The sequence below is a fragment of the Streptomyces sp. SID13666 genome (assembly GCF_010548325.1).
GTDB lineage: Bacteria > Actinomycetota > Actinomycetes > Streptomycetales > Streptomycetaceae > Actinacidiphila > Actinacidiphila fildesensis.
In genome coordinates this window covers 477,685-502,667 of the sequence record NZ_JAAGLX010000001.1, presented here as the reverse complement: position 1 = coordinate 502,667, position 24,983 = coordinate 477,685, and the positions used below count along the sequence as shown (strand labels likewise).

Sequence of the window (24,983 nt, the reverse complement as noted above, 5' to 3'; positions counted from 1 at the left end):
GTCCGGCGGGACGCCCGCGTTTCCCAGGGTGGTGCGCGGCCGGTCCCGCGATACTGCACAGCATGCGCATCCTGATCGTCACCGCCGGGTCCCGAGGCGACGTGGCCCCGTACACCGGCCTCGGCGCACGGCTGCGCAGGGCGGGTCATGAGGTGTCGGTGGCCACGCACACGGGGTTCGCGGCCTCCGTCCGGGAGGCGGGGCTCGGCTTCCACGCCCTGCCCGCCGACCCACGCGCCGAGCTGTCGTCCGCCGCCGGGCAGCGGCTGCTGCATGCCGGCACCGGCGCTCGTGCCGTCATCGAACTGCTGCGCATGGGGCGGGCCCTCATGCCCGCTCTGGGACAGGGCATTCTCGCCGCCGCCTCGCACGGCACGGACCTGCTTCTCCTGTCGGCCACCACCGCGCCCCTGGGCCGGGTCGTCGCCGAAGCACTCGGACTGCCCAGCATGGGCGTCTTCCTCCAGCCACTCGCCCCCACCGGTGCCTTCGCGCCCCTGCTCGCAGGGAACCGCGTCCAGGGCGGAGAGCACGTCAACCGGCTCGTGGGCCGGACGGTCCAGTCCGCCACCGACCACCTCTTCGCGCCAACCGTCCGCACGCTCCGCCGACAGCTCGGGCTCCCTGCCCGCAGCGCCCTGGCCCAACGACGGCACGACGTACGGCAGCTCTGGCCCGTCCTGCACGGCTTCTCCCCCAGCGTCGTCCCGCGGCCCGCCGACTGGCCGCCGGGGATGCGAGTAGCCGGCTACTGGTGGCCTTCCCCGGCACCGGACTGGCACCCTTCGCCGCAGCTGGCCGACTTCCTGCGGGCCGGGCCACCGCCGGTCTACGTAGGGTTCGGCTCCCTGGTCGTCGCGGACGCCGCGCGCCTCGGCAACATCGTCACCACCGCCCTGCGGAGCGCAGGACTGCGGGCCGTCGTCCAGCCCGGCTGGACGGGACTGAAGGTGACCGGTGACGACGTCCTGACCGTGGACGAGGTCCCTCACCACTGGCTGTTCCCGCGCATGGCGGCCGTCGTCCACCACGCCGGCGCCGGCACCACCGCGGCGGGGCTGCGTGCGGGCGTACCCGCGGTCCCGGTACCGGCCCAGATGGACGCTCCCTTCTGGGCCGCCCGCCTCACCCGCCTGGGCGTCAGCCCCGGGCCCGTCCCCCTGCGCGACCTGTCCGCCGACCGACTGACCGCCGCCTTGCGACAGGCAACCGACACTCCCGCCTTCCGCGGCCGCGCCCAAGCCCTCGCCACCCGGATCGCCGGCGAGGACGGAGCGGGTGCCGTCGTGGCCGCGGTCGGCCGGCTCTCCGGCGGCTGACGACGCCGGCTCTCGAGACGGCCTCCGTCGACCGGGCGCGTCGACCGGGCGCAGGGGCGATCCCTGCGCGATCGCGTCGGCGGATGTCACATCCGCGCGCCCGGCGGTGTCTTCATGCCGAACAGGCAGACGTCCAAGGAGGACACCATGGCGCTACGCGCTCCGAAGGCTGAGCTCCCCACCGAGCTCAGCGAAAACATGATCAAGCAGTTCGGTGCCGTGCCCGAACCCTTCGAGGTGACGGCGCACAACCCCAAGGTCGCCCAGGACTCCGCGGAGATCGGGGGCAAGGTGAGCGAGTGGGACATGGCCGACGAGGGTCTCAAGACGTTCGCGCACATGGCGGTCGCGGCTCAGGTCGGGTGCAGCTGGTGCCTCGACATCAACTACTTCCAGGCGCTGAACAAGAACCTGGACCTGGCCAAGGCGAGCCAGGTGCCGCGCTGGCGGGAGTCGGAGGTGTTCACACCGCTGGAGAGGGACGTGCTCGAGTACGCCGAAGCCATGACCAGCACGCCCCCGACCGTCACCGATGAACAGTACGCAAGCCTGCTCGACCGGCTCGGCCCGGCGGCGATGGTCGAGCTCACCGCGTCCATCGGCTTCGCCAACATGGCGACCAGGAACAACTCGGCGCACGGGATCACCTCGCAGGGCTTCTCCGATGCCTGCGGGATTCCGCTGGCCAAGCGTCCTGAGAAGTCCCGGGCAGCGTCGACGGCATGACCGAGGACCCGTTCGTCGCCCATCGCAGCCTGCTGTTCACGGTCGCCTACGAGATGCTCGGGTCGGCGGCCGACGCGGAGGACGTGGTGCAGGAGTCCTGGCTGCGGTGGGCCGACGTCGACCGCTCGCAGGTGCGTGACCCGCGGGCCTACCTCGTACGGGTCGTCACACGTCAAGCGCTCAACCGCCTGCGGTCGTTGTCGCGCAGCCGCGAGGAGTACGTCGGTGAGTGGCTACCGGAACCGCTCCTGACCAGCCCCGATGTCGCCGAGGACATCGAACTCGCGGAGAGCGTGTCGATCGCGATGCTGACGGTGCTGGAAACGCTCGGACCGACGGAGCGGGCGGTGTTCGTGCTCCGCGAGGTCTTCGACATCCCGTACGGCGAGATCGCCGAAGCCGTGGGGAAGACCGCGGCCACGGTGCGGCAGATCGCGCGGCGGGCCCGCGAGCATGTGGCGGCCCGGCAGCCGCGGGTGCAGGTGAGCCGGTCGGAACAGCAGGCCGTGGTGGAACGGTTCCTGGCAGCGTTGCGAACCGGGAAGTTGCAGGAGCTGGTGGAGGTCATGGCACCGGACGTGGTCCTCATCGCCGATGGTGGCGGGTTCGCGGCCGCCGCTCTGGCTCCGGTCCACGGGGTCGACCTGGTGGCGCAGGTGCTCGCGCGCGCGAACCGGGTGGACGTGGCCTCGCTCGGGACAACGGCCGTATGGCTCAACGGCGCGCCCGCGGTCCGGATCGAGATCGACGGCGAGTTGGCGGCGACGCTGAGCGTCGTGGTGGAGAACGGGCAGGTCACACGGGTCTACCTGGTGAGAAACCCACGGAAGCTGACGCGGCTGGACGAACCGGCCGAACTCTCCAGGTAAGCCGGCTTCCGCTCTGTCGCTGTGGCGTTCCGGCCGACCGCCCGGAACGCCACGCGGCATCCGCACGACCGTCCGATCGTTGGCGGAAATCAGTTTCCCCGAGCCGGTCTCGCTCGTGCGGATCTTCCGCATCCGGGACGGGAAGATCGCCCGCCTGCGTGACTACTTCGCGCCGGAGCTGATGAGTTGAGGACGCCACCGGTGTCCCCGGCAACCGGGCTGCCCCCTACCGCAATTGGGCGTGGGCGTGAGCGCGGGCGTGTGTCGTGATCGCGGCCGTGCCGATGACGATCCAGATCAGGTTGAGGACCGCTGAGGGCCACGCCCGGTGGTACGCGGAGTTGGCGGTCAGGGCGGCGGCGCCGAACAGGTTGAGCAGCTGGAAGGCGACGCCGCCGGCACGGATCCGTTCGGCCGAGACCAGGGCGTAGGCCGCCAGCAGGAAGGCCGCTCCCGCCCAGCCGATGGCCGCCAGGAACATCTCCACCGAACTACCGGTCCTGGTCCACGAGCGCGAAGGCCCGTACGGGGAAGGTGCCCAGGCCCTCGACCGCCGGCGGTGCGGCGGTGAAGCGGAAACCGTGGGGCGGCAGCTGCTCCAGCCCCCGCAGGTGCTCGACCACGGGGATGCCCGCCGCGAGCAGCAGGGTGTGGGCGGGCCGGGTCCCGTCCGTCGTGCTGTCGATGTTGAGTGAGTCGATCCCCACGAGGGCCGGCCGCTGGTCGGCGAGCCAGGCCGCCGCCTCGGCGGTCAGGAAGGGGTGACCGACGCCGTACTGCTCGGTGCCCCAGTGCCGGTCCCAGCCGGTGTGGATCAGCACGGCCTTTCCGGTCACCTCGTGCGGCAGCAGGAGCGCCCGGTCGACCGCGGGCCCCTCGGTGCCCGTCACGCGGATCACCACGCCGTCCAGGTCGGTCAGCCGCTCCAGCGGCAGCGCGGCGAGGTCGTCCCCGTCAGCAAAGCGGTGGAAGGGGGCGTCGACGTACGTACCCGTGTTGGCCACCATCGCGATGTGTCCGATGGAGAACTCGGTACCCGGCGCATAGGTGCCGCGAGAGGCCTCCCGGGACAGGTGCTCGCCGATCTCGGGTCCTGGCACCCCCGGAAGGGTCACCATGCCCTGACGGATCGGATGGCTCAGGTCCACGGTCCGTCCCCCGGAACGAGCGCTCCCCTCGGTGCCGCGCGATCCCTTGTGGGGTTCGCGCAGCAGCTGCCGCTCGCTGATCCGCACCTCGCCGACCATGAGCAGGCCGAGGTGGCGCACGAGCAGCTCCCCGACCTCCTGGTCGCTGAGGTCCGGACCCGGCACGTCCAGCCGGAACCCCTGGGTCTGCAGGCCTCCGCCGTTGGCGAAGACGACATCGGCGTCGAACTGCACACGCCATTCCTCACTGGTTTCCATGCTCCGATGATCAGTGAAGCCCTGCTTTATTTCAATCACGATTTTCTGAAGTGCCACTACAGTTCTGCTTATGGAACTCGACCCCCGGCGGCTTCGCGTCCTGCGCGCGGTCGCTCTGCGCGGGGGCGTCATGGACGCGGCCCAGCTCCTGCATCTGTCCCCGTCCGCCGTCTCCCAGCAGCTCGCCCAGCTGGAGCGGGAGGTGGGGCTGCCGCTGGTGGACCGCTCCCGCCGCAGAGTCGGGCTCACTCCCGCAGGACACCTGCTCGCCGCCCGCGCGGAACGCATCGAACAGGAGCTGGCCGAGGCGCGACGCGAGCTGACGGAACTCAGCGGCCGGGTGGCCGGGCCTGTCACGATCGCCGCGTTCTCCACGGCGATCTGCCACCTGGTGGCGCCGGCGCTGCGCGCGATCGTGGAGGCGTATCCCGAGCTGGAGCCACGGGTGGTCGAGCTGGAGGGCCCGGCGGCCCTCCGCGAACTGCGCACCGGCGGTTGCGACATGGTCGTCACCGAGCACGACGGCGACGGTGTCGCGTCCTCCGACGGGCACGATCTGGCCTCCTCCCCGGTGGCCGACGACGAGTACCGCGTGGTCACGCCCGTCGGCTGGCCGCGGCCGGCCTCGATCCGGGACCTGGCCGGCCGCCCCTGGGTCGCCAGCCCTGACGACACCGCCTGCGGCCGGGCGCTGCTGCGGATCTGCGCCGACAACGGCTTCACCGCCCGCCGCGACCACACGTGCCGAGAGTTCCCCACCGTTCTGGCCATGGTGGCAGCAGGTGCGGGAGCGGCCGTCGTGCCCACTTTGGCGCTCGGCTCGACACCGCCGGCGCCGGTCGCGGTGCCGGCCGTTCCGGTCGTCGGCCACCGCAGGATCACCGCGCTGTTCCGCCGCTCGGGACCCGATCCCGTCGCCTCCGCCGTCGTCCAGGCCTTGCGGGAGTCGGCCGACCAGGCCGGGTTGATCCCGGTGCGGGTGCCGTGACCGCACAGGTCCGCCGGGTTGGCCGACGCCGGCCACGGGCGGTCCTCGAGCATCCGGCGGTCGGCATCGAGCTGCGACTCGGCACCGGCAGAGCCCAGATCACGGTGCCTCGCGACGCGATCGTCGACGTCGAGGATCTGCACACCGGGTGGAAGGATGCGCGCTACAAAGCCCCGCAGCACTCCCGCCTCAATGGGCCGAGGATCCGGATCTCGGGGACCATGGGCTTCGGACGGTTGAAGACCCGCCACGCGCGGCGTTGAGGTCCAGGACTCACGCCTCGTGGACCCGATCGCAGCGACCCGCGCCTGACCGGGCAACGCAGCGTCGGAAACAACCCTGATCCACGCCAGGACCACCCGAATGGCCCTATCTGTTGGCGCGCCCCGGAGCGGCGTGATGCGCTGGTGAGTGCCCTACCGTGCGCCACCGCACAGGTGATCACGACGCAGCAGTCCGTCGACGCATGGGCGCTCGGAGCCGGGCTCGTACAGGGGCCGACGCGGCCGGAGTCATCGTTGCCGCGGTCGTCGATTGCCTGACCTGACCCGCGAGCGCGGGTGGAAGGTGAGCACGATGGAAACAGGAAGAGTCCAGCGGAACCCCGAGGCGCCGGAATCGCCGCAGCAGCCGAGATCCGGCCGGGATCTGGACCGCGAAGCAGCCGAGCGGCTCGATGAGATCCGGCAGCACTTCAAGGACCTGTACGCGCGCCGCGACGTCATCGCCCGTACGACGACGGCCTCCGGTCAGGAGCTCGACTGGATTCCCGCGGAATCCCAGGCAGCCGGCGCCCTGGCCGAGCCACCCGCGCTGGAGCACACAGAGCTGGTGCGCGACGCCGACCGTCCTTCGCAGTCCCCGCCTTTCGAGCTCGCAGCACCCGGCAACGAGCCGGGCCCGCCCGGAACGGTCCCGGTCCTGCGCAAGCCCCTGGACCGGGTCTCCCCCGCCGGCACCCTTCAGGACTACCTCGCGAAGGGGATCCGGGCCAAACGATCCACGCCGCCCGACGATCCGGGCCCGGCCACGCCCAGCGCCTCCGACGCGGTGCACAAGTACGCCCATGCCAGTCAGTCGGTGGTGAACTTCGGCACCGAGGGGATCATCAACACGTGGCGGCCCTACGTCCAGTGGTCGAACGAGTTCTCCCTGGGGCAGCTGTGGGTGGTGCGCGGCGGCGGAGCCGGACTGCAGACCGTCGAGGTGGGCGCGCAGACCTACTTCGACCTCTACAACGACTGGAACCCGCATCTGTTCATCTTCTTCACGACCAACGGCTACACCCAGGGCGGCAATGATCTCGGCGGCTACAACACCGATGTGACCGGCTGGGTGCAGCGGTCGTCGGTGGCCTATCCGGGCATGCGGCTCGCCGAGAGCATCCTGGGCGGGGATCAGTACGAGCTCTCCTTGAAGGTCACTCTCTCGCTGGGCAACTGGTGGGTCCGGGTGGGCAACGAATGGATGGGCTACTACCCCAACGGCCTGTTCAACTCCGGCGGGCTGCGCGACCAGGCGGCGACGGTGGACTGGGGTGGTGAGATAGTCGACGACGTGGCCAACCACCCGGAACCCACGGCCACATGGATGGGCAGCGGCCACTTCCCCTTCGAGGGGTGGCAACACGCGGCCTACATGCGCAATCTGGCCTATCAGACCGATGCGGTGGGCACGATGGCCGCGATGCAGGGGTACCCCTCGGTGACCAATCCGAACGCCTACCAGATCGCGGCGGACTTCAGCGGAGCGTCCACCTGGGGATCGTATTTCTACTGGGGCGGACCGGGCGGAGTTGCCTGACATGCCAACCGAGGACAACCGTCCCGACATCATTCCCTCCGAGGTCGATCCCGATGTCGAATGCGTCCGGATCGACGATGCGGGTGACCTCGCGGAACCCCCGGAAGCACCCGTGCCCGCCGACGCCCAGGAGCCGAAACTCTGCCCGGACGGCTATCTCCCCCGGCGGCGCAGCCGCGGTGACCACCCACTGGCGGGCAAACGTGTCATCACCGACGAGCCACCGATCCGCAACCCCGACGATCCGGCCACTTACCAGCCGGGCCACCGCTTTCCTCCGTCCAAGGGGGTCTTCCCGTGACCGCTCACATCTCCCCGCAACCGTTCGACCGGTTCCTCGAATCCGTGGCTTCGACCCGGTACGAAGACTTCCGCCGACTGCCCGGGTCCGAAGTGGAAAGCTCGGCCGCCTTCGAGGAGATGCAGGCGTATGTGCTGGAGCTGTACCGGGGTGTGAAAGCCGTCGAGAGCTCCGTCGAGACCGACGGACAGGTCATCGACCACATCGTCGCGGACACGCATCCTGCCGCGCGGCGCTGGGGCGGTCTCGCCGTCGCCCCGGCCGACGGCCCGCCGCAGGTTCCCGAACCCGACGAGCCGACCCCGCCGGACCCCAGGTCGCAGGAGACCGTGCGCCCAGGGCCGCAGAACCCGGCGCCTGCCCGGACCTCTCCTGCCGACACCACGCCCCTGTACCGCACCACCTTGTCGGGGCTGTGCCGCTTCCCGAATCTGGCGGCCTTCTCGGCGAAGGAGAAGCCGTTCGGCCTCGCAGCGCCCGCCGCCGAGTCACCGGTGGCCCTGCTTCCGAACAAGAGATACGCGACCGGGGAACTGGACATCGACTGTCTGGGCGGGTCGAGCAGGGTCAATGTGTGGAGCCCGTTCGCCGCGCCCTCCTTTCAGTCGACCTTCAGCCAGCAGTGGTACCTCGCAGGGCACGACGGCACCCTCCTGCAAACCGTCGAATGCGGATGGCATGTCGACATCGCGCGGTATCACGACGCCAGACCGCACCTCTTCGTCTTCGCGAACCGGGACAACTACGAGGACGGCGATCGCGTCTACAACCTGGACGACGGTGTGTTCCGTCCCGTTGCCAACCCGTACGTGAATCCGGGAAGCCCGTTGTTCGTTTCCCAGAGCGGCGGATCCCAGGTCGAGCACCGGATGGGCTTCTTCCTCACCGACAACGCGTGGTGGTTCTACTTCGACGACCATCCGATCGGCTGCTTCCCGGTGTCCTGGTTCAACAACGGACCGCTGACCACCAAGGCCACCCGGGCCCGATTCGGTGGTGAGGTCGGGTCCGCGGTCAGCACATGGCCCCCGATGGGCTCCGGCCAACACGCCACGGCGGGCTTCGGCCAAGCCGCGTACCAACGGACAGCGACGGTCTTCCCGGTGGGCGGCGGCGCGGTGTACCCGAACCTTGCGCAAGCGGGCTCGGTCACCGGAACGTGCTACTCACTCCAGATCACCAACAACTCGGTGTCGTACGACTGGGGCACCTACCTGTTCTTCGGCGGCCCGGGCGGGAACTGCTGACGTCACGGCGTCGGTCGTCAAGCGACGCGCCGACGTGGCGGGTTTGTATCGGGCCGGTATCAGCGAGCGCTTCGTTGTCCATCGAATCGATGCGCCGGGCCGTGGCGAAGAGGAGGCACGGAGGGCCTGGCATATCGTTCCTTCCAGGTCGCCGGCCGCGTCAGCCCACCCGGGACCTCTGCCACCCGATCGTCCGAACAGGAGCCAGCTGCCCGTGTCCCCCGCCACCCCGGCCCCGGCCGCTCCGCGGCCTGCGCGCGTGCTGCTGGTGGAGGACGACGACCTGATGCGCCGGTCCTTCACCGTCGCCCTCGATCGCTACGGCTACCGGATGAAGGCCGCGGCCGACGGGCTGACGGGGCTGGAGCTCTTCCGCGACGACAGCTTCGACCTGCTGATCCTGGATGTGATGCTGCCCGGCCTGGACGGCATCGGCCTGTGCCGCAAGGTCCGGGAGACCAGCCTGGTGCCGGTTCTGATGATGTCCGCCCGCGGCGACGGGCTCGACGTCGTCGCCGGTCTGGAGGCCGGGGCGGACGACTACGTGGTCAAACCCGTGGAGACCGGCGTGCTCGTGGCACGCATCCGTTCGCTGCTGCGCCGGGCGACCTACCCGCCCGCACCGGCACCCGGGCAGGCCGCGGGCGACGAGCCGCTCCTCTCCGAGGGGGAACTGCTGGTCCTAGGGGACCTGACCATCGACACCGGCGGCCTGGAGGTGTTCGTCGCCGGCAGCCCGGTGGCGCTGACTCCGACCGAACTGAAGCTGCTGCTGGAGTTCGCCGCCCACCCGGGCATCGTGCTGGAGCGGCACACCCTGCTCCGGAACGTGTGGGAGTACGGCTGGGACGGCGACAGCCGGGTCGTGGACCTGTGCGTGCAGCGGCTGCGCAGGAAGCTGGGCCGGGACAGGATCGAGACGGTCCGCGGCTTCGGCTACAAGCTCAGGCGTTGAGGCCGGTGCACCCATTCCACCGCCTGCGTCCGGCCCGCGTGCCCCTGCGCTGGAAGATCACCGCACTGGCCGCGGCCACGGCCTGCCTGGTCGCGGCCGCGGTAGGCCTGCTGGTGCACGCATGGACCGCGCAGGACATTCTGGGCAGAGCCGAAATGCGGGCCTCCAACGGTGTGTACTCGGCCGTGGACACCTACCGGCGTACCGGAACTCTCACCGACGGTGCCGAGCTCGATCCGGCCGAACTGCCCTACACGCTACGGAACCCGGCCGACGGTGACCGGCACACGGCCTACGACGGGAGCGTCCACGGCAATGTGGGACCCAGCGTTTGGGCCGCCCAGCGGGTCGACGGCCCGGGCAGCCCGGTGCTGGCCCTGCAGGTCAACATGAGCACGGAGCGCCACGAACTGTTCCGGCTCGACGTGGTCATGGTGGTTGCCTCGCTGATCGCGCTCGCGGCGGCCACGCCCCTGGCGGTCTACGGAGCCGGGCTGATCGGCCGCCGGCTGGGGCGGGTCTCCGAGACCGCGGGCCGGATCTCCGCAGGTGACCTGGATGCCCGCACCGGCCATATCAAGGGCCGCGACGAGGTCGCCGACATCGCCGCCACCGTCGACCTCATGGCGGACACCCTCAGCCAACGACTGCGCACCGAGCGGCAGTTCACCGCCGACGTGGCCCACGAGCTGCGCACCCCCGTCGGCGGTCTGCTGGCCACCGCCGACCTGCTGCCGCCCGGCGAGACGGAGGATCTGCTCCGGGCCCGGGTGCGCGACCTGCGCGGCCTGGTCGAGGACCTGCTGGAGATCTCCCGGCTGGACGCCGGCGCCGAACAGCCGGTCCACGCCCATGTCCCGCTCGGCGCGGTCGTCGCCGAGGCCGTGGCGCGCACCGGCCTGGACACCGCGGTCACCGTCGCCGACCCGCAGTCCGGGCAGACCGGACACACCGTGGAGACCGACCCGCGCCGCCTCGAACGGATCGTCAGCAACCTCGTCATCAACGCCCACCGGCACGGGGCCACCCCGGTGCAGGTCACCGTCGAGGGCCGTACGGTCGTCGTGCGCGACCACGGCCCCGGATTCCCCCCGGACCTGCTGCGCGACGGCCCGCGCCGCTTCCAGACGGGCGCGACGGAGCGAGGCTCGGGCCACGGTCTGGGCCTGACCATCGCCCTGGGCCAGGCCCGGCTCCTCGGCGCGGAACTGCTGCTGGACAGCGCCCCGGACGGCGGCGCCGTCGCCACCCTGCGCCTGCCGGCCTGACCCGCCCGGCCCTACGGCGCCGGCCTGACCGCCCGGCCCCGCAGAACTGATACGCAGAACCGATACGCAGCCGAGCGGGCGCCGATACACGGCGGTCCAGGTCCCGATACGTACCCCGGACACCCTTCGAAGTGCACCTTTCGGCACCGAAGAGGAGTTCCCCGTGACCGCCGCACCCCTTGACGCTCGCATCTCGCACCGGACGACCGGGGCCGCGGCCGCCGTCACCGGCCTGTCCAAGGTCTACGGCAGCGGCGACACCCGTGTCGTCGCCCTGGACGATGTCAGCATCGCGTTCCGGGAGGGCGAGTTCACCGCGATCATGGGTCCCTCCGGCTGTGGCAAGTCCACACTAATGCACTGCGCCGCCGGGCTCGATTCGTTCACCTCAGGCTCCGCGCGCATCGGAACCACCGAACTGAGCACGCTGAACGACCGGCAGCTCACCCAGCTGCGCCGCGACCGGATCGGCTTCATCTTCCAGGCGTTCAACCTGCTGCCGACGCTGACCGCGCTGGAGAACATCACGCTGCCGCTGACCATCGCCGGTCGCCGGCCCGACCGGCAGTGGCTGGACCGTGTGATTTCCATGGTCGGCCTCTCCCAGCGCCTCGACCACCGGCCCGGACAGCTGTCCGGCGGGCAGCAGCAGCGCGTCGCGGTGGCCCGGGCCCTGGTCTCCCGCCCCGGGATCATCTTCGGCGACGAGCCCACCGGCAACCTCGACTCCCGTGCCGGGGCCGAGGTGCTCGGATTCCTGCGCGACTCGGTACGCGAGCTCGGCCGGACCGTGGTCATGGTCACCCACGACCCCGTCGCCGCCGGCTACGCCGACCGGGTGGTCTTCCTCTCCGACGGCCGCCTGGTCGACGAGATGGCTCAGCCCACACCGGACCGGGTCCTGGAACGGATGAAGGCCTTCGACACCCGCGTACGCACGAGCTGACCCGCGCGCCCGCCGGCACCCGAACCAGCCATCCGCTCGCATCGCCGAGCCCGCACCCTGACTCAGGATCCGCACCCATGTTCCGTACCGCCCTGCGCAACGTGTCCGCGCACAAGGCCCGCCTGCTGATGACCGCGTTCGCGGTCATGCTCGGCGTCACCTTCATCACCGGCAGCCTCGTCTTCGGCGACACCCTGAACCGCGCCGCCACCGCCCAGGCCACCGACGGCTACGAGCGCATCGCCGTCGAGGTCGATCTCAACGGCTCCCCCGGCGGCGGCCCCGGGCCGGGCTCCATCGACGCCCAGGCCGTGACCACCCTGGCCAACATCCCCGGCGTCGCCGTCGCGGCGGGCCGGGTCGACGGCCGCGACGGCCGACCGCTCGGTCACGGCGAGTCCCACCAGGGCGCCAACTTCGCCCCGGGACCGGGCGGTACGGACCCCGCTTACCGCTTCACCCAGGGTTCCGGCCCGGCCGGCAACGACACGATCGCCCTCGACGAGACCAGCGCCGCGCGGGGCGGCTACCGCGTCGGTGACACCGTGCGCGTGGGCACGGACAAGGGTGCCGCCTCCTACACCCTCAGCGGGGTCTTCCGCACCGACGGGATGCGGCTCACCACCGGAAGCAGCCTGGTGCTGTTCACCAACGCCACCGCCCAGCGGCTCTTCCTCCAGCCCGGCCACTACCGGAGCGTCGAGCTCACGGCCGCACCCGGCACGCAGCCGCAGGAGCTCCTGCGCCGTGTGGAATCGGTGCTGCCCCAGGGCACCAGCGCGGTCACCGGGGTCCAGCTCGCCCGGATCAAGACGAACCTCGCCACGAGCACGAGCAGCACCATGAGCCAGATCCTGCTGGGATTCGCCGCGGTCGCCGTGTTCGTCGCCACCTTCCTCATCTCCAACACCTTCACCATGCTGATCGCCCGGCGCACCAGGGAGCTGGCCCTGATGCGGGCCGTCGGCGCCTCACGCCGACAGGTGCGCCGCATCCTGCTCACCGAGTCCCTCCTCGTCGGCGCGATCGCCTCCGCAGCCGGCCTCGCCGCCGGCACCGGGGTCGCCGCCCTGCTCCGGACGCTCTTCACCCCCGCCGACACCCCGGCCGGTCCACTGGTCCTCACCCCGGGCACCGTAACCGTCGCCCTGCTGGTCGGCACCCTGCTGCCCATGGTCGCCGGATGGCTTCCGATCCGCCGGGCCATGACCATCCCGCCCGTCGCCGCGCTCAGCGCGGCCGAGCCCACGGCGCCCGCGCGCGCCGGCTCCCTGCGCACCGGCCTCAGCGCCGCGCTGGCGCTCACCGGCACCGCCGCCGTGGTGTACGGAGCCCTCACTACGGGGAAGGACGCCCGGACCGTCATCGGACTCGGCGGGGCACTCGCCCTGACAGGGACGATTGGCCTGATCCCGCTGCTGTCCCGGCCGTTCGTGGCCCTGGTTCAACCGTTGTTGACGCGCCTCCAGCCGGTGCACGGCGACCTCGCCGCCCGCAACACCGTGCGCGACCCGCGCCGCACCGGCGCCACCGCCGCCGCGCTCGCCATCGCCCTCACCCTCGCGTCGGGCCTGTCCGTCCTCGGCGCCTCCGCCACCCGGTACCTCGACCGTGCGACCGCCCACGACTTCATCGCCGACTACCAGGTGAAGCCCGCCGACGGCGGCATGCGGATGACCCCTGCCACCGCGGCGCTCCTCAGGAAGCTGCCCGGCACGGCCTTCAGCCCGCTCAACCAGTCCACCCAATACCGTCTGGGCGGCGCCCCCTCCGTACTGACCGGCGTCGACCCCGCCACCATCGGCCGGCTGCTGCGGTACGACGTGATCGAGGGGTCTCTCGACTGCCTCGCCAAGGGCCAGATCGCAGTGGCCGACTTCAAGGCCGAGCGGGCGGGCTGGCACGTCGGTCAGACCCTCCCCCTGCAGCGTCAGGACGACCAGCGCGGCAGCGTCACCATCGGCGCTGTCTACCAGGCGGACGAGCAGAGCAACCTGCTGCCCAGCATCACCGCACCCGACTCCCTCGTCGCCCGCTACGACTCCAGCCCGAACACCGCAGCGATCCTCGTCGCCACGGATGACGGACCCGGCCGGGCCGCACTCGGCACCCTCACCCACGCCCTCGGCGACAACCCGGCCCTGGCCGTCCTCGACCAGGCAGACATCCGAGCTCAGGACAGCGGACCCATCGGCGACCAACTCAACGTCTTCTACGCCCTGCTCAGCATGGCCCTGGCCATCGCCGCGCTGGGTATCGCCAACACCCTCGCGATGTCCGTCCTCGAACGCCGCAAGGAGATCGGCACGCTGCGCGCCCTCGGCCTGGACCGCGCCGGAGTGACCCGGATGATCCGCCTGGAGGCCCTGCTCCTCGGCGGACTCGGCGCGACCCTCGGCACGGTCATGGGGATCTTCCTGGGCTGGGCGCTCGGGCGCACCCTCCAGGAGAGCGTCGTGGGCTACGCGTTGGTCCTCCCCTGGGGACGCCTCGCGCTCGGCGTGCTCATCGCCCTGGCCGGCGCGCTGCTCGCCTCGCTGTGGCCGGCCCGCAGGGCCGCGAGCGTCGACATCGCCGCCGCGACGTCGGCACAGTGAACTCGCGCCCACCGGCCCCGGCTCAGCGTTCCGGTAGCGGCCGCCCCGCCAGCCGGTACCAGAAGCGGGCCTCCTCCGGTGCGCCCTCCGCGTCCGCCACATCACCGAGGAGCGCGAGCACCGCGGCCGGCAGCGGGTGCGGTGCCTGGGCAACGGGCTCGCCGGGTGCCGCCGGCGCGAGCCGCGGGGCCTCGGCCGGCGCGGCGAGGTCGGCGGGGTCGGCCGGCGCCTCCTGGTCCTCGGCCACCTGCGGGGTGTAGACCTCCTCGGCCCGGTCGCGGTGCCCCGCGCTCAGCAGCAGCTCGGCGTAGTCGTAGCGGGCCACGGCCTCCGTGTCGGGGTCGCCGCACTCGATGGCCTGCTCGAACCACGGGTACGCGTCCGCCGGCCGGCCGGCGGCCGTCAGCACCTGGCCGAGCAGCAGCAGCGCCTGCGGCCGGTGCTCGGTGTCGTCCGACGTGGCCAGCGGCAGCAATGTCCGCTCCGCCTCGGCGTACTGCAGCAGCCGGAACAACGTGCTGCCGAGGTAGCGGCGGGCCATCGGCTCCACCGACGGCTCGCCGGAGGCGAGGGCGTCGGACAGCAGCTGCCGGGCCTCCTCCAGGTCGTTGATCGAGCGGCGTACGACGCCGAGCAGTACGGCGGCCCGGGGGGCGGTCTCCTCATCGGCGATCTCCATCGCGGCGGCCAGCAGTTCACCGGCCGCCTGCACCTCGCCGGTGTCCAGCAGGTACTCGCCGGTCCCGAGGTAGGCGAGCGCGATGGCCTCCTGGTCACCGGAGTTCTCCACCCCGGCCAGCAGCTCCTCGGCCGCCTCCTCGTCGCCACCGCGCAGCAGCTGGACCGCGAGGTAGGCGCGGGCCACTTCGGTGACGTCGGTGGGCTCGTCGTCCACCACGGACCGCAGCAGTTCCTCGGCGGTCTCGGCGTCGCCGTCCTCGACGAGGCACTTCGCCAGCTGGAACCGGGCCATCTGCGAGGCCGGGGCGGCGTTCGCGTCGCTCGCCGCCCTCAGGTGGCCCAGTCCCTCGGGCCGCTGGTCGTTCTGGATCAGGACCATGCCGAGCACGGTGACCGCCCAGGTCGCGACGGTGGGGTCGTCGGAGTCCGCGACCACCCGCAGCAGGCTCTCGGCGCGTCCCAGGTCGCCCTGGTCGGCAAGCATCAGGGCGAGGTCCATCCGGGCGATCTGCGACCACTGCTCGTGACCCGAGTCGATGGCGGTCCGGTACGCGGCCTCCGCCTCCTCGTACCGGCCCTCCTGGGACAGGAAGTCGCCGAGCAGGTCGGCGGCGCCCGGCGACAGGTCCGGGTGGCCGGCGGCGATCGCACCGGTCAGCTCCTCCACCACCCGGTCCGGCTCGTTGCCCGGTGCCCTGAGCATCAGGCCGAGGTCGATCCGGGCGATGGGTGACCAGTGTTGGTGCCCGGAGCCGATGGCGGTCCGGTACGCGGCCTCAGCCTCCTCGTACCGGCCCTCCTGGGACAGGAAGTCGCCGAGCATGTCGGCGGCGCCCGGCGACAGGTCCGGGTGGCCGGCGGCGATCGCGGTGGTCAGGAGAGTCACCGCCCGCTCCGTACCGCCCGGCTCGTCCCCGGCACTGTCACCCTCCGGGGCGCCGTCCTCGGCACCGCGCCGTGCCAGGCCGATGACGACGTCGGCGAGGTCGACGAGACCGGCCACCGACCAGTCCGGGTGTCCGGTGGCGATCGCCCGCTCCAGCCACTCGACGGCCGCGGGCCCGTCGCCCTGCGCGGAGTAGCACTCCCCGAGCGCACAGGCCGCCCGCGGCGCCTGGTCGGGGTTGTCGGAGCCGGCCACCTCCAGCAGCAGTTCCATCGCCTCGTCGATGCGCTCCTGGTGCAGCAGCGTGATCGCCAGGAAGACCTTGGCGAGCGGGGTCAGCAGCGGGTGCCCGGAGCGGACCAGCGCCCGCAGCAGCGTCTCGGCCTCCTCGTACCGCCCCCGCACGATCAGGAGTTCACCCAGGCAGGCCTGGGCCAACGGCACCGCGTGGAACTGCCCGCTGTCCAGCACCGAACGGAGCAGTTCCTCGGCACGGTCCAGCTTGCCCTGGTTCACCAGCAGGCCGCCGAGGTTGGCGCGGGCCATCGCGGTGATCTGGCCGGCGATCGACTCACCGACCGCCCGGGACAGGGTCCACGGCTGCTCGGCCGGCTCCGCCGGACCGCCCCGGACGATGGCCGGGGCGGCGCCGGCCCCGGACTTGCCGTGCACCGCGCCCGGCCTGCGGCCGGCCCGTACGCCCGCCGGTTCGCCGTCGCTGAGCGTGAGAGCCTTGACCAACTGGGCCTGCGCCAACGGCGTCACCTCGGTGTCCCCGGCGGCGAGCACCGCCTCCAGCAGCCGCTCCGCCCGGTCGCTCTCCCCCTGTTTGACCAGCACTCCGGCCAGCCCCACCTGTGCCATCTGGGAGACCTGCGGATCGCGCGATCCCACCGCGGCCTCCAGCAGCTCCCGGGCCCTGGTCCGGTCGCCGGTCACCATCAGCGCCCCGGCCAGCACGACCTGCGCCAGCGGCACCACGCTCTCCACATCGGAGGCCACCGCGCTGTCCAACTGCTCCACCGCGGGACCGAACCGGGCCAGGTACAGATACATCTCGCCCAGCATCAGCGCCGCCCAGGCCGGGTTGTCCCGGTCGTCGGACGCCGTCGCGACGATCCGCAGCAGCGTCTGCTCGGCGATCTCGGTCTCGTCACGGATCAGCGCGGTGTACGCGGTCGCCAGCAGCTCGCCGGGCGGCCGGCTGTCGGTGAGGTACTGCCAGGCGAACCGCGGCACGGCGGCCGACGGGTCGTCGTCGCGGGTGTCCAGGTACTCCGCCATGTACGGGGTCGCGGCGTAGCCCGGGGCGCCGTCCGGCCCCGGCACCTGCTGGACCAGTGCGATGCTGCCGGCCACCGGCTGCCGGGCCCAGGCCAGTGCGGTCCGGTACCCGGCGTCGTCGGCGTCGAGTTCGGGGTGGTAGGCGTAGAGGTAGGCGTCGAACAGTTCCCGCAGTGCCTCCTCCGGGACGCCCTCGGCCAGGCCCATCCGCAGCCAGTCGGTGGCCGCCCGCGCCAGTGCCCAGCCTGCCGGATCGCTGTCCGCGCCGTCGTTGAAGCGCTGCTCCAGCCCGGGTGCGGCGACCATGAGTTCACCGATGCCGCGGACGTCGAAGTCCTCCCGGGGGTACAGCTCCCGGGCCCGCTCCGTGTCCTCCGTACTCAGCAGCGACGGCAGTTCCACGGTCCGCGCCTTGGCCAGGACGGTTCGGGTGGTGCGGCCGACATCGTTCTCCATGCCGGTGAGGGCGGCCCGGTGCTTGGCCGGGATGGTCGCCACCACCGTGATCCCCGGCTGGGCGGTGAACCGTTCGAGGATCTGCAGGTCCAGGCCCCCGGGCCGCAGGAAGCGGTGCAGGTCGTCCAGCCAGACCACCACCGGGTCGGAGCCGGTGGGCAGCGGCAGCAGTCGGCTCAGATCGTCCAGCACCCGCCGGTCCGGACCGTCCGGGCGCGGCACGATCAGCCGGGCGCCGGGCATCGTCCGGAGCAACGCCTCGTACAGAGTGCGGGACTTGCCTGCCTTGGACCGGCCGGCCAGCACCACGAAGCGCTCCTCGGCGAGGTACGCGTCCAGTTGGTCGTCCTGGGGGCGGCGGGACACATAGGGCGCGCCCTCCCGCAGGTCGCTGTACTTGGAGCGGGAGACCCCGATGTCGTGCGGGTCCACCTCGTCCACCCGGGGGATCGCGCCGTCCCCGGTCAGCGGCAGCCACAGCAGGCTCTCCAGCCGGTCGCGCAGCTCGGTGGTCGTGGTGTCCCTGATGAACGGGGCGAGGCCGGGCCAGTACCGGGCCACCGTCTCGACCCGGACGGCGTACGCGGTCCGCCGGTCCACCGCGACCACCTTGTCGCGGGCGACCAGCATTCCGACCACGCCCTCGATGTTGACGTCCCAGACGGGCGAGCCGGAGAAGCCCTGCTCGAGCCCCCAGCCCGCGTGCGGGCCGGCTTCCACCTGGAGCCACTCGTCGCCGGCGTGCCCGATGATCTCGCCGCGCACCGGCACACCCTGGCGGCGGTGCTCGGCCGGGTAGCCGTACGCCCGGAAACGGTGGTCCCAGGTGCCGGTACCGGTGGTCCGCAGCGGAGCCGGCCGCGCCCGCCAGTTCCACGTGGTCGCGCCCGATCCCGTCGGACGGCGTCCACTGCGCCAGCAGGGCACTGGCCGATGGTGGTGTGGTCCGGGGCGGGCTGCCAGCGGGCCGTCAGTAAACCGTCCCCCGGTCCCGCCGCCGCGTCACCGCCCGCCCGGGTAGAGCTGTCCGAGTGGCAGCAGTCCATCACCGCCACCAGGTGCACCCCGCGCGCCGCCACCTCCGCGATCAGCGTGGCGAGTTCCTTGTCGTAGAGGTCCGCGGTCCCGTCGTGCCGGCTGTCCACGCACAGCACCGTCTGGAGCATGCGGCCCGGCTCCAGCCGTACGAGGTGGGCGGCTTCGTCCGGCGGCGGGGCCTGCGACCCGTGGCCGCAGAACCAGAACACCGCGCTGTCCCCGGCTCCGGCCCGCCCCAGATGGTCCCGGAAGCCGTCGACCACCGCGGCCCGGGTCGCGTCCTCATCCAGAAGGCACAGCGGGAAGTACGCGTCGGGCGGCACGCTCCCGGCCAGGAAGGCCTGCGCTGCCGCAATGTCGTTGCGGGCGCCGTTCAGCCGTTGGACCGGAGCCTCGTACGCGTCGATGCCGACCAGCAGTGCGTACAAGGCCATGGTTCCCCCTCATTCAGACATGACGACCCGCATGGTGGTTCCCTCCGACGCCGTTATTGCAAGGCAAGCCCTACCTTATTTAATATGAGCGTCGTTGAGGGAGACGATGCATCGGTGACGCACCGCGCAGTATGCCCGACATCATCCACGATGTCCTCGGGATCGGCTTCGGCCCGTCACATCTGGCTCTCGCCATAGCCGTTGAGGAACACAACGCACAACTCCCCGAGGACCAGAGGCTGAATGCCCTTTTCCTGGAACGGCAGCCACGCTTCGGATGGCATCGGGGCATGCTCATCGACGATGCGACCATGCAGGTGTCCTTCCTGAAGGACCTGGTCACGATGCGCACCCACCGGGGAACATCAGATCCTCGCATCGGACATCCTCGTCCACGCCACCGGCTACCGCTCCCAGGACATCGGCACTCTGCTCGACGAGTCGGCGAAGATCTGCCTGCGCGACGACGGGGACGCGGTCCGCGTCGGCCGCGACCACCGCGTCACCGCCTGCTCACCACGGGCGGCCCGGCGCAGACGTATGCAGGGGCGCAGCAGCTCGGTCCACCGTTAGCGAGGTCGGTGGGAGATGTTCGGCGGCAAGCCGGGAGAATCGCTCATCGTTCACAACGACCATGACCCGACCTGCCACTGGCATCTCTTCCGCCGGCCAGGCGACGCCTCCTGGAGCGGACGGTCAGGAGGAGGGGGTGGCGAAGTAGTGCCCCTTGTCGAGGTCGTCTATGAGGCCCGGCTGCGTCGGCTGCCATCCCAGCAATTCGCGGGTATGCGCACTGGAGGTGGGACTGTCCATGCCGAGGAAAGCGGCCAGCCAGGTGAAGTGTCCGGCCGCGTCGTCGCGGTGGACCGAGGCCACGGGCAGGGCGAGGTGCCGTCCGATGACCTCGGCGACGGAACGGATCGGCACGCCCTCGTCCGCGACCGCGTGCAGTGTGGAGCCGGCCGGAGCACTCTCCAGCGCGAGGCGGAAGAGGTGGGCGGCGTCGGATCGGTGCACGGCGGGCCAGCGGTTGGCGCCGTCGCCGATGTAGCCGGAGACGCCCTTCTCGCGGGCGATGGCGACCACGGCGGCGAGGAAGCCGTGATCCCCGTCGCCGTGCACGGTCGGCGGAAGCCGTACGACCGACGAGCGGATGCCGCGCTCCGCGAGAGCGGCCGTCGCGTGTGCGTTGGCCACCCGCTTGGCCAGGCCGCCGGTCCAGTGGTCGCCGACCGGGGCGGACGCCTGGCCGTCCTGCTCGGTGGCGACCTGCCCCGGCGCCAGCCCGAGGGTCCCGGAGGCGATGAGGAACGGGCGGTCGGAGCCGGCGAGCGCCTCGCCGAAGGTGTCGATGGCACGCCGGTCCGCGTCGGCGGCGTCCTCGAAGCCGCCGCTGAACGCGATGTCGTGCTTGAAGGCGAGGTGGATCACGCCGTCGGATTCGGCGGCCGCGCTGCGCAGGGTGTCGAGATCGTCGATCGTGCCGCGCCGCACCTCGGCGCCGGCCGCGGTGAGGGCGGCGGCCGAGGCGTCCGAGCGGGCGAGCCCGACGACCTGATGGCCGGCGCCGATGAGCTCCGGAACCACGGCTGAACCGATCCAGCCGGACGCGCCGGTGATGAACACACGCATGAGGAGAACCTCCGGATAGGTCGACCGTCCTCGCCGCGCGGTACCGGGACACGGAATGTGCGGCGATCGAGCCGATGTCAGTGACTGACATCAACCGTAGCACCCGATGTCAGTCACTGTCATCACGTAAGATCTCGGATATGGGCCGATGGGAACCGAACGCGCGCGGACGACTGGAACAGGCGGCGCTGGACCTCTACAGCGAGCACGGGTTCGAGCAGACAACCGCCGCGCAGATCGCCGAACGCGCCGGGCTCACCGAGCGGACCTTCTTCCGGCACTACGCCGACAAGCGCGAGGTGCTGTTCGGGGGTGCGCACGCCCTGGAACAGGCCTTCGTGGACACCCTGGCCGACACCCCGGCCGCGGCCGCACCGATCGACGCGATGGCTTCGACGCTGGAGACCGTCGCCGCCTTCTTCCTGGAGCGCCATGAGTTCGCCCAGCAGCGCCAGGCCGTCATCATGGCCAACGCGGAGCTGCGCGAGCGCGAGCTGATCAAGCTCGCCTCGCTGTCCGCCGCGCTCGCCGCCACCCTGCGCCGGCGCGGCGTCAAGGACCCGGCCGCGAGCCTCACCGCGGAGGCGGGCATCGCCGTGTTCAAGGTCGGCTTCGAGCGCTGGGTGGCCGACACCGGGCAACGCACCCTGGCGGAGTACCTACGGGAGTCGCTCGACGAACTCAAAGCCGTGACCTCGGGCGAGTGACCGCAGGCCCGGCCGGTGCGGGAGGGTCCAGGACGCGTGGATCGAAGCCGTTGCCGGACTCCGAACTCCACCTGCCGGATTCGGGCGCTGCCGTCACTCGGCGATGGCCCGGGTGAGCATGACCACGGCGACGAAGCCGCGGTACAGACGGATCGGGTCGGCGTCGGTGAGACACACGGTCAACGCGTCCTCGCGCACCGCACCGTTGATCCACGTCGCCATCTCGGCCAGGTCGGCGTTGCGGAACCGGACGGTGAGGGTGGCGGGGATTCCGATCGTGGGTGGTGCGGCGTGCGCCAGGTCCTGGACCGCCTCATGGGCGGCGTCCCGGATCACCTCTCGAGCCTGCGCCGGGTGCATGCCGTCGGCGGCGAAGCGCGACACCGAGGTCTTGACCACAGCGGCGCGAATGCCGGGGCAGAACGGCTCGATCTCCTCGGCCGTGGTCAGGTCACCCGTGATCAGTACCACCGGCACCCCGTGCCCGAGTGCGACCAGGCCGTTGATGCCGCTCTCCAACTGCAGCAGCCCGTACGCGAACCCACGGCGGGGCTCCTTCGCACCGCAGCGCTCGTTGCTGTAGCCGAGCGCAGGGGAAACTGGTGGGCCGATCGTCCTAGACCGCAAGGCCGCCCGGACTCTCCGTCGGCTTGCCGGACAATCCCGGCACGGGGAAGTCTGCTGATAAGGAGAGGACACTTCGATGACATCCACCGCACCGAACCCGCAGCACGACACGGGGCAGGAGCGGATCGCCGCGACGGTCGCCTCTCTTCAGGCCGACTGGGGCACTTGAGATTCATGGCCGCCCTCGCCACTCGGAAGTTCCGTCTCATCCGGGCTGCCGTCGACTGCATGCTCGCGGGGCCGGCTTTGCTGGTGCTCGCCGCTGTCCTCGTCGCAACGGCCTGACCTCGGCACACGGTCAGTTGTCGTCCTCCACCTAAGCGGGCAGGACCGCGGAGGCCGGTGCGGGTTGGGGGTTGCGGAACGTGAACGCGAGAGGCCCGTCGCCGCGTTCCCGCAGCAGGGCGATGCGTTCCATGGCCTCGGCGGTCGTCGGGCGATGGCCGACAGGCACCCACCACAGCGCCTGATGGTGCTCCGACATCCTCTCGAACCACTCCCGCCGGCGGCTGAGCACCTTCAGGTGTTCACTGCGGTAGGTGAAGTCCCTCAGCGCCTGGACCGATTCCCAGACCGAGCAGTTGATCAGGAGCAGGTCGTCCTCCCCGTCGGGCCGCAGGCTCGTCGAGTCCTCGCCGTCGTCGTCGACCATGCGCCAGACGAATCCGGCGGCCTGGTCGGCCAGGGCGTTGATCTCGGGCAACTGCGCGACGAAGTCGGCCAGTACGGGACCGTCGAGCGGGCCGAGGATGCGTCCGATGTTGACCTGGGCCAGGTGGAAGTTGGTCATGGTGTCAGCATGACCGGACCAGGCTTCTATCGTCAAGCATCATTAGTTTTAGAAAGAGTGACACAACACCCCTTCGGCGGTGGGTCCATGGCTGCCGTCCAGTCCCCGCCACCGGCGCATCCGGGAAGCAGGCCCTCGATGAAGGCCAGGTTCATCCCGCAGACGAGCGCCGGGAACTCGTCGGCCAGCGAGTGGAACGGGCAGTTGTTCAGCCGGACCGTCGCCCCGTCCCCGTACGGCTCATAGCCACGCGACCGCAGCGCCGCGACCGGATCGGCATCGCTGCCCAGTTCCGCGCCCTCGGCGGCGCCGGCCGCCCGGGCCGCGGACTGCAGTTCCCGGTCAAGTCCGGCGCTGTCGACGACCTTCGCGAGCAGCCGGCCGACGGCATCGTAGGAGCGGGGCGGCAGTGACACCGCCCGCTCGCCCGGCGCCCGCAGGTACAACTTCGCCGGACGCCCCGCCCCCGGCCCGCTGCGCCCCGACAGCCGCTGATAGGTGACGGCCAGCAGGCCCGCCTCGACAAGCTTGTCCAGGTGGAACGCGGCGAGCGACCGAGAGATCCCGACCGCCGCGGCCGCCGCATCACGGCCGACGGCACCCGGCGTCGCCGCCACGTACCGATACAGACCACGGCGGACCGGGTCCGCCAGGGCACCCACCGCCTCGAACACTTCATCCTCACTGTTCACGAGGCGATTCTATAACCAATGACTGCTGTCACTAGTGGGGCTCCGCGTCGATCCCGGTAGGGTCTGATCAGCGGTGCCGCACAGGCGTTTGACGCCTGCACGGAGTGGCATTGTCGTCAGCTATGGACAGTTGGTTTCTGCAAACAGGCAGTGGAGCGCGGTTCGGCTGGGGAACCGTCGGCGCGCAACGGCTGGCGGCGGACGTGGCATGCCTGGTGGTCGTCGACGTGCTGCGCAATGCAACGGCGGTAGGCCATTGGCTCGCTCAGCACGGCTACGGAACGCTCGACCGTCCCGTCGCCGTGATCGCTTCCGGCGAACGATGCAACGGGACGCCTGCGACACCGTTCCTCTCCTCACCGACGGGGCTTTCACGGCGGCCGAATGACCCCCATCGGATGATCCGACGTCAGGGATCCAAGTCCAGTGCGGCAGGCAACTGTTCAGGCCTGAGACGTGTCGCCGACCGGCACCTTCGACTCGGGGACATCGGCAGAGGCAGCGACCGTCCCACCCCGCACCGTCCAGAGCGCCGTGCCCCCCAGGGCCAGTGCGGAGATCAGGCCCACCGCCAAACGCACGGTCTTGTCCGGGCCGTCCCCGAGCCACACCGCCACAGCTGCCGCCCCGGCCGCGACCAGGGCCGCCGGCACCCTCAGCCCGGGCTGCTCGAACACCGCGGCCAAGGGCAGGAAGCGCAGCCCGACCACGACCGCGAACAGCCCCACCCCTGACTTGAGCATGATCAATACCTTAGATGGCGGAGCCCCACCTGAGCAGGCCCCGCCCGCAGCTCGTTCGGGACTTCACGAGCTGAGTGGCGGCTCGACGCGGGAGAGCCACGCGGTGAGGAGCACTTCAAGGTGCGCCGCCTCCTGCGGGGTGAGGCGGTCCATGAGGCGTCGCTCATTGCCCATGTGCTCGGCGAACGCGGCGTCGATCAACTCCCGCCCCGCGGGGGTGAGGGCGACCACGCGCCCACGGCCGTCACTCGCGGCGCGGCGGCGGGTGACCAGCCCTTCGCGTTCGAGGCGGTCGATCCGCTTGGTCATCGCGCCCGTGGTCACCATGGTGTGCGCGGCCAGTTCGCCAGGGGCCCGCTCGCACGGCCCTCCCGCGCGGCGCAATGCGGCGAGGACGTCGAACTCCCCCTCGCTCAGCCCGTAGCGCCGATAGACGGTGCACAGCTCCTCGGTGAGCAGCCCGGCGAGGCGGTGCAGTCGCCCGATCACCGCCTGGGGGGTCACGTCGATGTCGGGGCGTTCGCGGGCCCACTCGGCCTGGATGCGGGCGACGTGGTCGAGCGGTGGTGACATGACTTCATTATACCT

Annotated in this window: 21 protein-coding genes and 3 pseudogenes; 14 read left to right on the top strand and 10 right to left on the bottom strand. The window is 71.3% G+C overall.

Going from position 1 to position 24,983, the window contains the following annotated elements; genetic code table 11:
- Nucleotides 1–62 precede the first annotated feature (62 nt).
- The 3 genes from G3I60_RS02470 (at nt 63) to G3I60_RS02460 (ending at nt 2,914) form a co-directional block, all read left to right on the top strand.
- Nucleotides 63–1,319, top strand: a complete 1,257-nt coding sequence (locus G3I60_RS02470; protein ID WP_164292418.1) for a glycosyltransferase — start codon at nt 63–65, stop codon at nt 1,317–1,319.
- A 147-nt stretch (nt 1,320–1,466) separates the two neighbouring features.
- Nucleotides 1,467–2,045 carry a carboxymuconolactone decarboxylase family protein gene (locus G3I60_RS02465; protein ID WP_164292419.1) on the top strand — a complete coding sequence of 193 codons (579 nt, stop codon included), beginning with the start codon at nt 1,467–1,469 and terminating at the stop codon, nt 2,043–2,045.
- Entirely contained in the window at nt 2,042–2,914 is an 873-nt protein-coding gene (locus G3I60_RS02460; protein WP_164292420.1) for an RNA polymerase sigma-70 factor, read from the top strand. Before G3I60_RS02465 ends, G3I60_RS02460 begins: the two co-directional genes overlap by 4 nt.
- A 226-nt stretch (nt 2,915–3,140) precedes the next feature.
- Here G3I60_RS02460 and G3I60_RS02450 read toward each other — a convergent pair whose 3' ends face one another.
- Nucleotides 3,141–3,395 (bottom strand): hypothetical protein, encoded by a 255-nt coding sequence (locus G3I60_RS02450; RefSeq protein ID WP_239069509.1) that lies wholly within the window; start codon nt 3,393–3,395, stop codon nt 3,141–3,143.
- Nucleotides 3,396–3,405: 10 nt separating this feature from the next.
- Complete coding sequence (locus G3I60_RS02445) at nt 3,406–4,320, bottom strand: cyclase family protein (RefSeq protein WP_164292422.1); 915 nt, start codon at nt 4,318–4,320, stop codon at nt 3,406–3,408.
- 70 nt (nt 4,321–4,390) lie between these two features.
- Here G3I60_RS02445 and G3I60_RS02440 point away from each other — a divergent pair, with 70 nt between their 5' ends.
- The 9 genes and pseudogenes from G3I60_RS02440 (at nt 4,391) to G3I60_RS02400 (ending at nt 14,425) form a co-directional block, all read left to right on the top strand.
- Nucleotides 4,391–5,308 carry a LysR family transcriptional regulator gene (locus tag G3I60_RS02440; protein ID WP_164292423.1) on the top strand — a complete coding sequence of 306 codons (918 nt, stop codon included), beginning with the start codon at nt 4,391–4,393 and terminating at the stop codon, nt 5,306–5,308.
- A gap of 35 nt (nt 5,309–5,343) precedes the next feature.
- Nucleotides 5,344–5,571, top strand: a pseudogene (locus G3I60_RS02435) (hypothetical protein); the annotation flags it as partial.
- Between the two features lie 313 nt (nt 5,572–5,884).
- Complete coding sequence (locus tag G3I60_RS02430) at nt 5,885–7,111, top strand: neprosin family prolyl endopeptidase (protein WP_138352312.1); 1,227 nt, start codon at nt 5,885–5,887, stop codon at nt 7,109–7,111.
- Nucleotide 7,112: 1 nt separating this feature from the next.
- Nucleotides 7,113–7,412, top strand: coding sequence for a hypothetical protein (locus G3I60_RS02425; RefSeq protein ID WP_164292424.1), 300 nt, complete (start codon nt 7,113–7,115; stop codon nt 7,410–7,412).
- Complete coding sequence (locus G3I60_RS02420) at nt 7,409–8,659, top strand: neprosin family prolyl endopeptidase (protein ID WP_164292425.1); 1,251 nt, start codon at nt 7,409–7,411, stop codon at nt 8,657–8,659. Before G3I60_RS02425 ends, G3I60_RS02420 begins: the two co-directional genes overlap by 4 nt.
- Nucleotides 8,660–8,867: 208 nt before the next feature.
- Nucleotides 8,868–9,614, top strand: a complete 747-nt coding sequence (gene cseB, locus G3I60_RS02415; protein ID WP_203672154.1) for a two-component system response regulator CseB — start codon at nt 8,868–8,870, stop codon at nt 9,612–9,614.
- 5 nt (nt 9,615–9,619) lie between these two features.
- Nucleotides 9,620–10,882: a HAMP domain-containing sensor histidine kinase gene (locus G3I60_RS02410; protein ID WP_343240768.1), complete on the top strand. Its 1,263-nt coding sequence runs from the start codon at nt 9,620–9,622 to the stop codon at nt 10,880–10,882.
- A gap of 190 nt (nt 10,883–11,072) precedes the next feature.
- Nucleotides 11,073–11,828 (top strand): ABC transporter ATP-binding protein, encoded by a 756-nt coding sequence (locus G3I60_RS02405; protein ID WP_164292857.1) that lies wholly within the window; start codon nt 11,073–11,075, stop codon nt 11,826–11,828.
- A 77-nt stretch (nt 11,829–11,905) separates the two neighbouring features.
- Nucleotides 11,906–14,425, top strand: coding sequence for an FtsX-like permease family protein (locus G3I60_RS02400; protein WP_164606449.1), 2,520 nt, complete (start codon nt 11,906–11,908; stop codon nt 14,423–14,425).
- A 22-nt stretch (nt 14,426–14,447) separates the two neighbouring features.
- On the opposite strand, the gene G3I60_RS46675 is transcribed toward G3I60_RS02400, so the two are convergent.
- Nucleotides 14,448–18,659, bottom strand: a complete 4,212-nt coding sequence (locus G3I60_RS46675; RefSeq protein WP_343240769.1) for a tetratricopeptide repeat protein — start codon at nt 18,657–18,659, stop codon at nt 14,448–14,450.
- Between the two features lie 98 nt (nt 18,660–18,757).
- A pseudogene (locus G3I60_RS47010) lies at nt 18,758–19,204 on the bottom strand (caspase family protein); the annotation flags it as partial.
- A gap of 131 nt (nt 19,205–19,335) precedes the next feature.
- On the opposite strand from G3I60_RS47010, the pseudogene G3I60_RS02385 reads away from it, so the two are divergent.
- Nucleotides 19,336–19,554, top strand: a pseudogene (locus tag G3I60_RS02385) (SidA/IucD/PvdA family monooxygenase); the annotation flags it as partial.
- Between the two features lie 346 nt (nt 19,555–19,900).
- Here G3I60_RS02385 and G3I60_RS02380 read toward each other — a convergent pair.
- On the bottom strand, nt 19,901–20,836 hold the full coding sequence (locus G3I60_RS02380; protein ID WP_164292428.1) for an SDR family oxidoreductase: 936 nt from the start codon (nt 20,834–20,836) through the stop codon (nt 19,901–19,903).
- Nucleotides 20,837–20,976: 140 nt separating this feature from the next.
- Between G3I60_RS02380 and G3I60_RS02375 the strand changes: the two genes are divergently transcribed.
- Nucleotides 20,977–21,543: a TetR/AcrR family transcriptional regulator gene (locus G3I60_RS02375; RefSeq protein WP_138352307.1), complete on the top strand. Its 567-nt coding sequence runs from the start codon at nt 20,977–20,979 to the stop codon at nt 21,541–21,543.
- 93 nt (nt 21,544–21,636) lie between these two features.
- On the opposite strand, the gene G3I60_RS02370 is transcribed toward G3I60_RS02375, so the two are convergent.
- From G3I60_RS02370 to G3I60_RS02350, 5 genes are all read right to left on the bottom strand, one after another.
- Nucleotides 21,637–22,170 (bottom strand): M55 family metallopeptidase, encoded by a 534-nt coding sequence (locus G3I60_RS02370; protein ID WP_203671877.1) that lies wholly within the window; start codon nt 22,168–22,170, stop codon nt 21,637–21,639.
- Nucleotides 22,171–22,486: 316 nt separating this feature from the next.
- A complete protein-coding gene (locus G3I60_RS02365) occupies nt 22,487–22,960 on the bottom strand; it encodes a DUF3291 domain-containing protein (protein ID WP_138352306.1) in 474 nt (157 codons plus the stop codon).
- 32 nt (nt 22,961–22,992) lie between these two features.
- Nucleotides 22,993–23,652 carry a helix-turn-helix domain-containing protein gene (locus G3I60_RS02360; protein WP_164292429.1) on the bottom strand — a complete coding sequence of 220 codons (660 nt, stop codon included), beginning with the start codon at nt 23,650–23,652 and terminating at the stop codon, nt 22,993–22,995.
- A gap of 443 nt (nt 23,653–24,095) precedes the next feature.
- Entirely contained in the window at nt 24,096–24,395 is a 300-nt protein-coding gene (locus G3I60_RS02355; protein ID WP_239069453.1) for a hypothetical protein, read from the bottom strand.
- Between the two features lie 63 nt (nt 24,396–24,458).
- Entirely contained in the window at nt 24,459–24,968 is a 510-nt protein-coding gene (locus G3I60_RS02350) for a MarR family winged helix-turn-helix transcriptional regulator (protein WP_164292430.1), read from the bottom strand.
- Nucleotides 24,969–24,983: the final 15 nt, after the last annotated feature.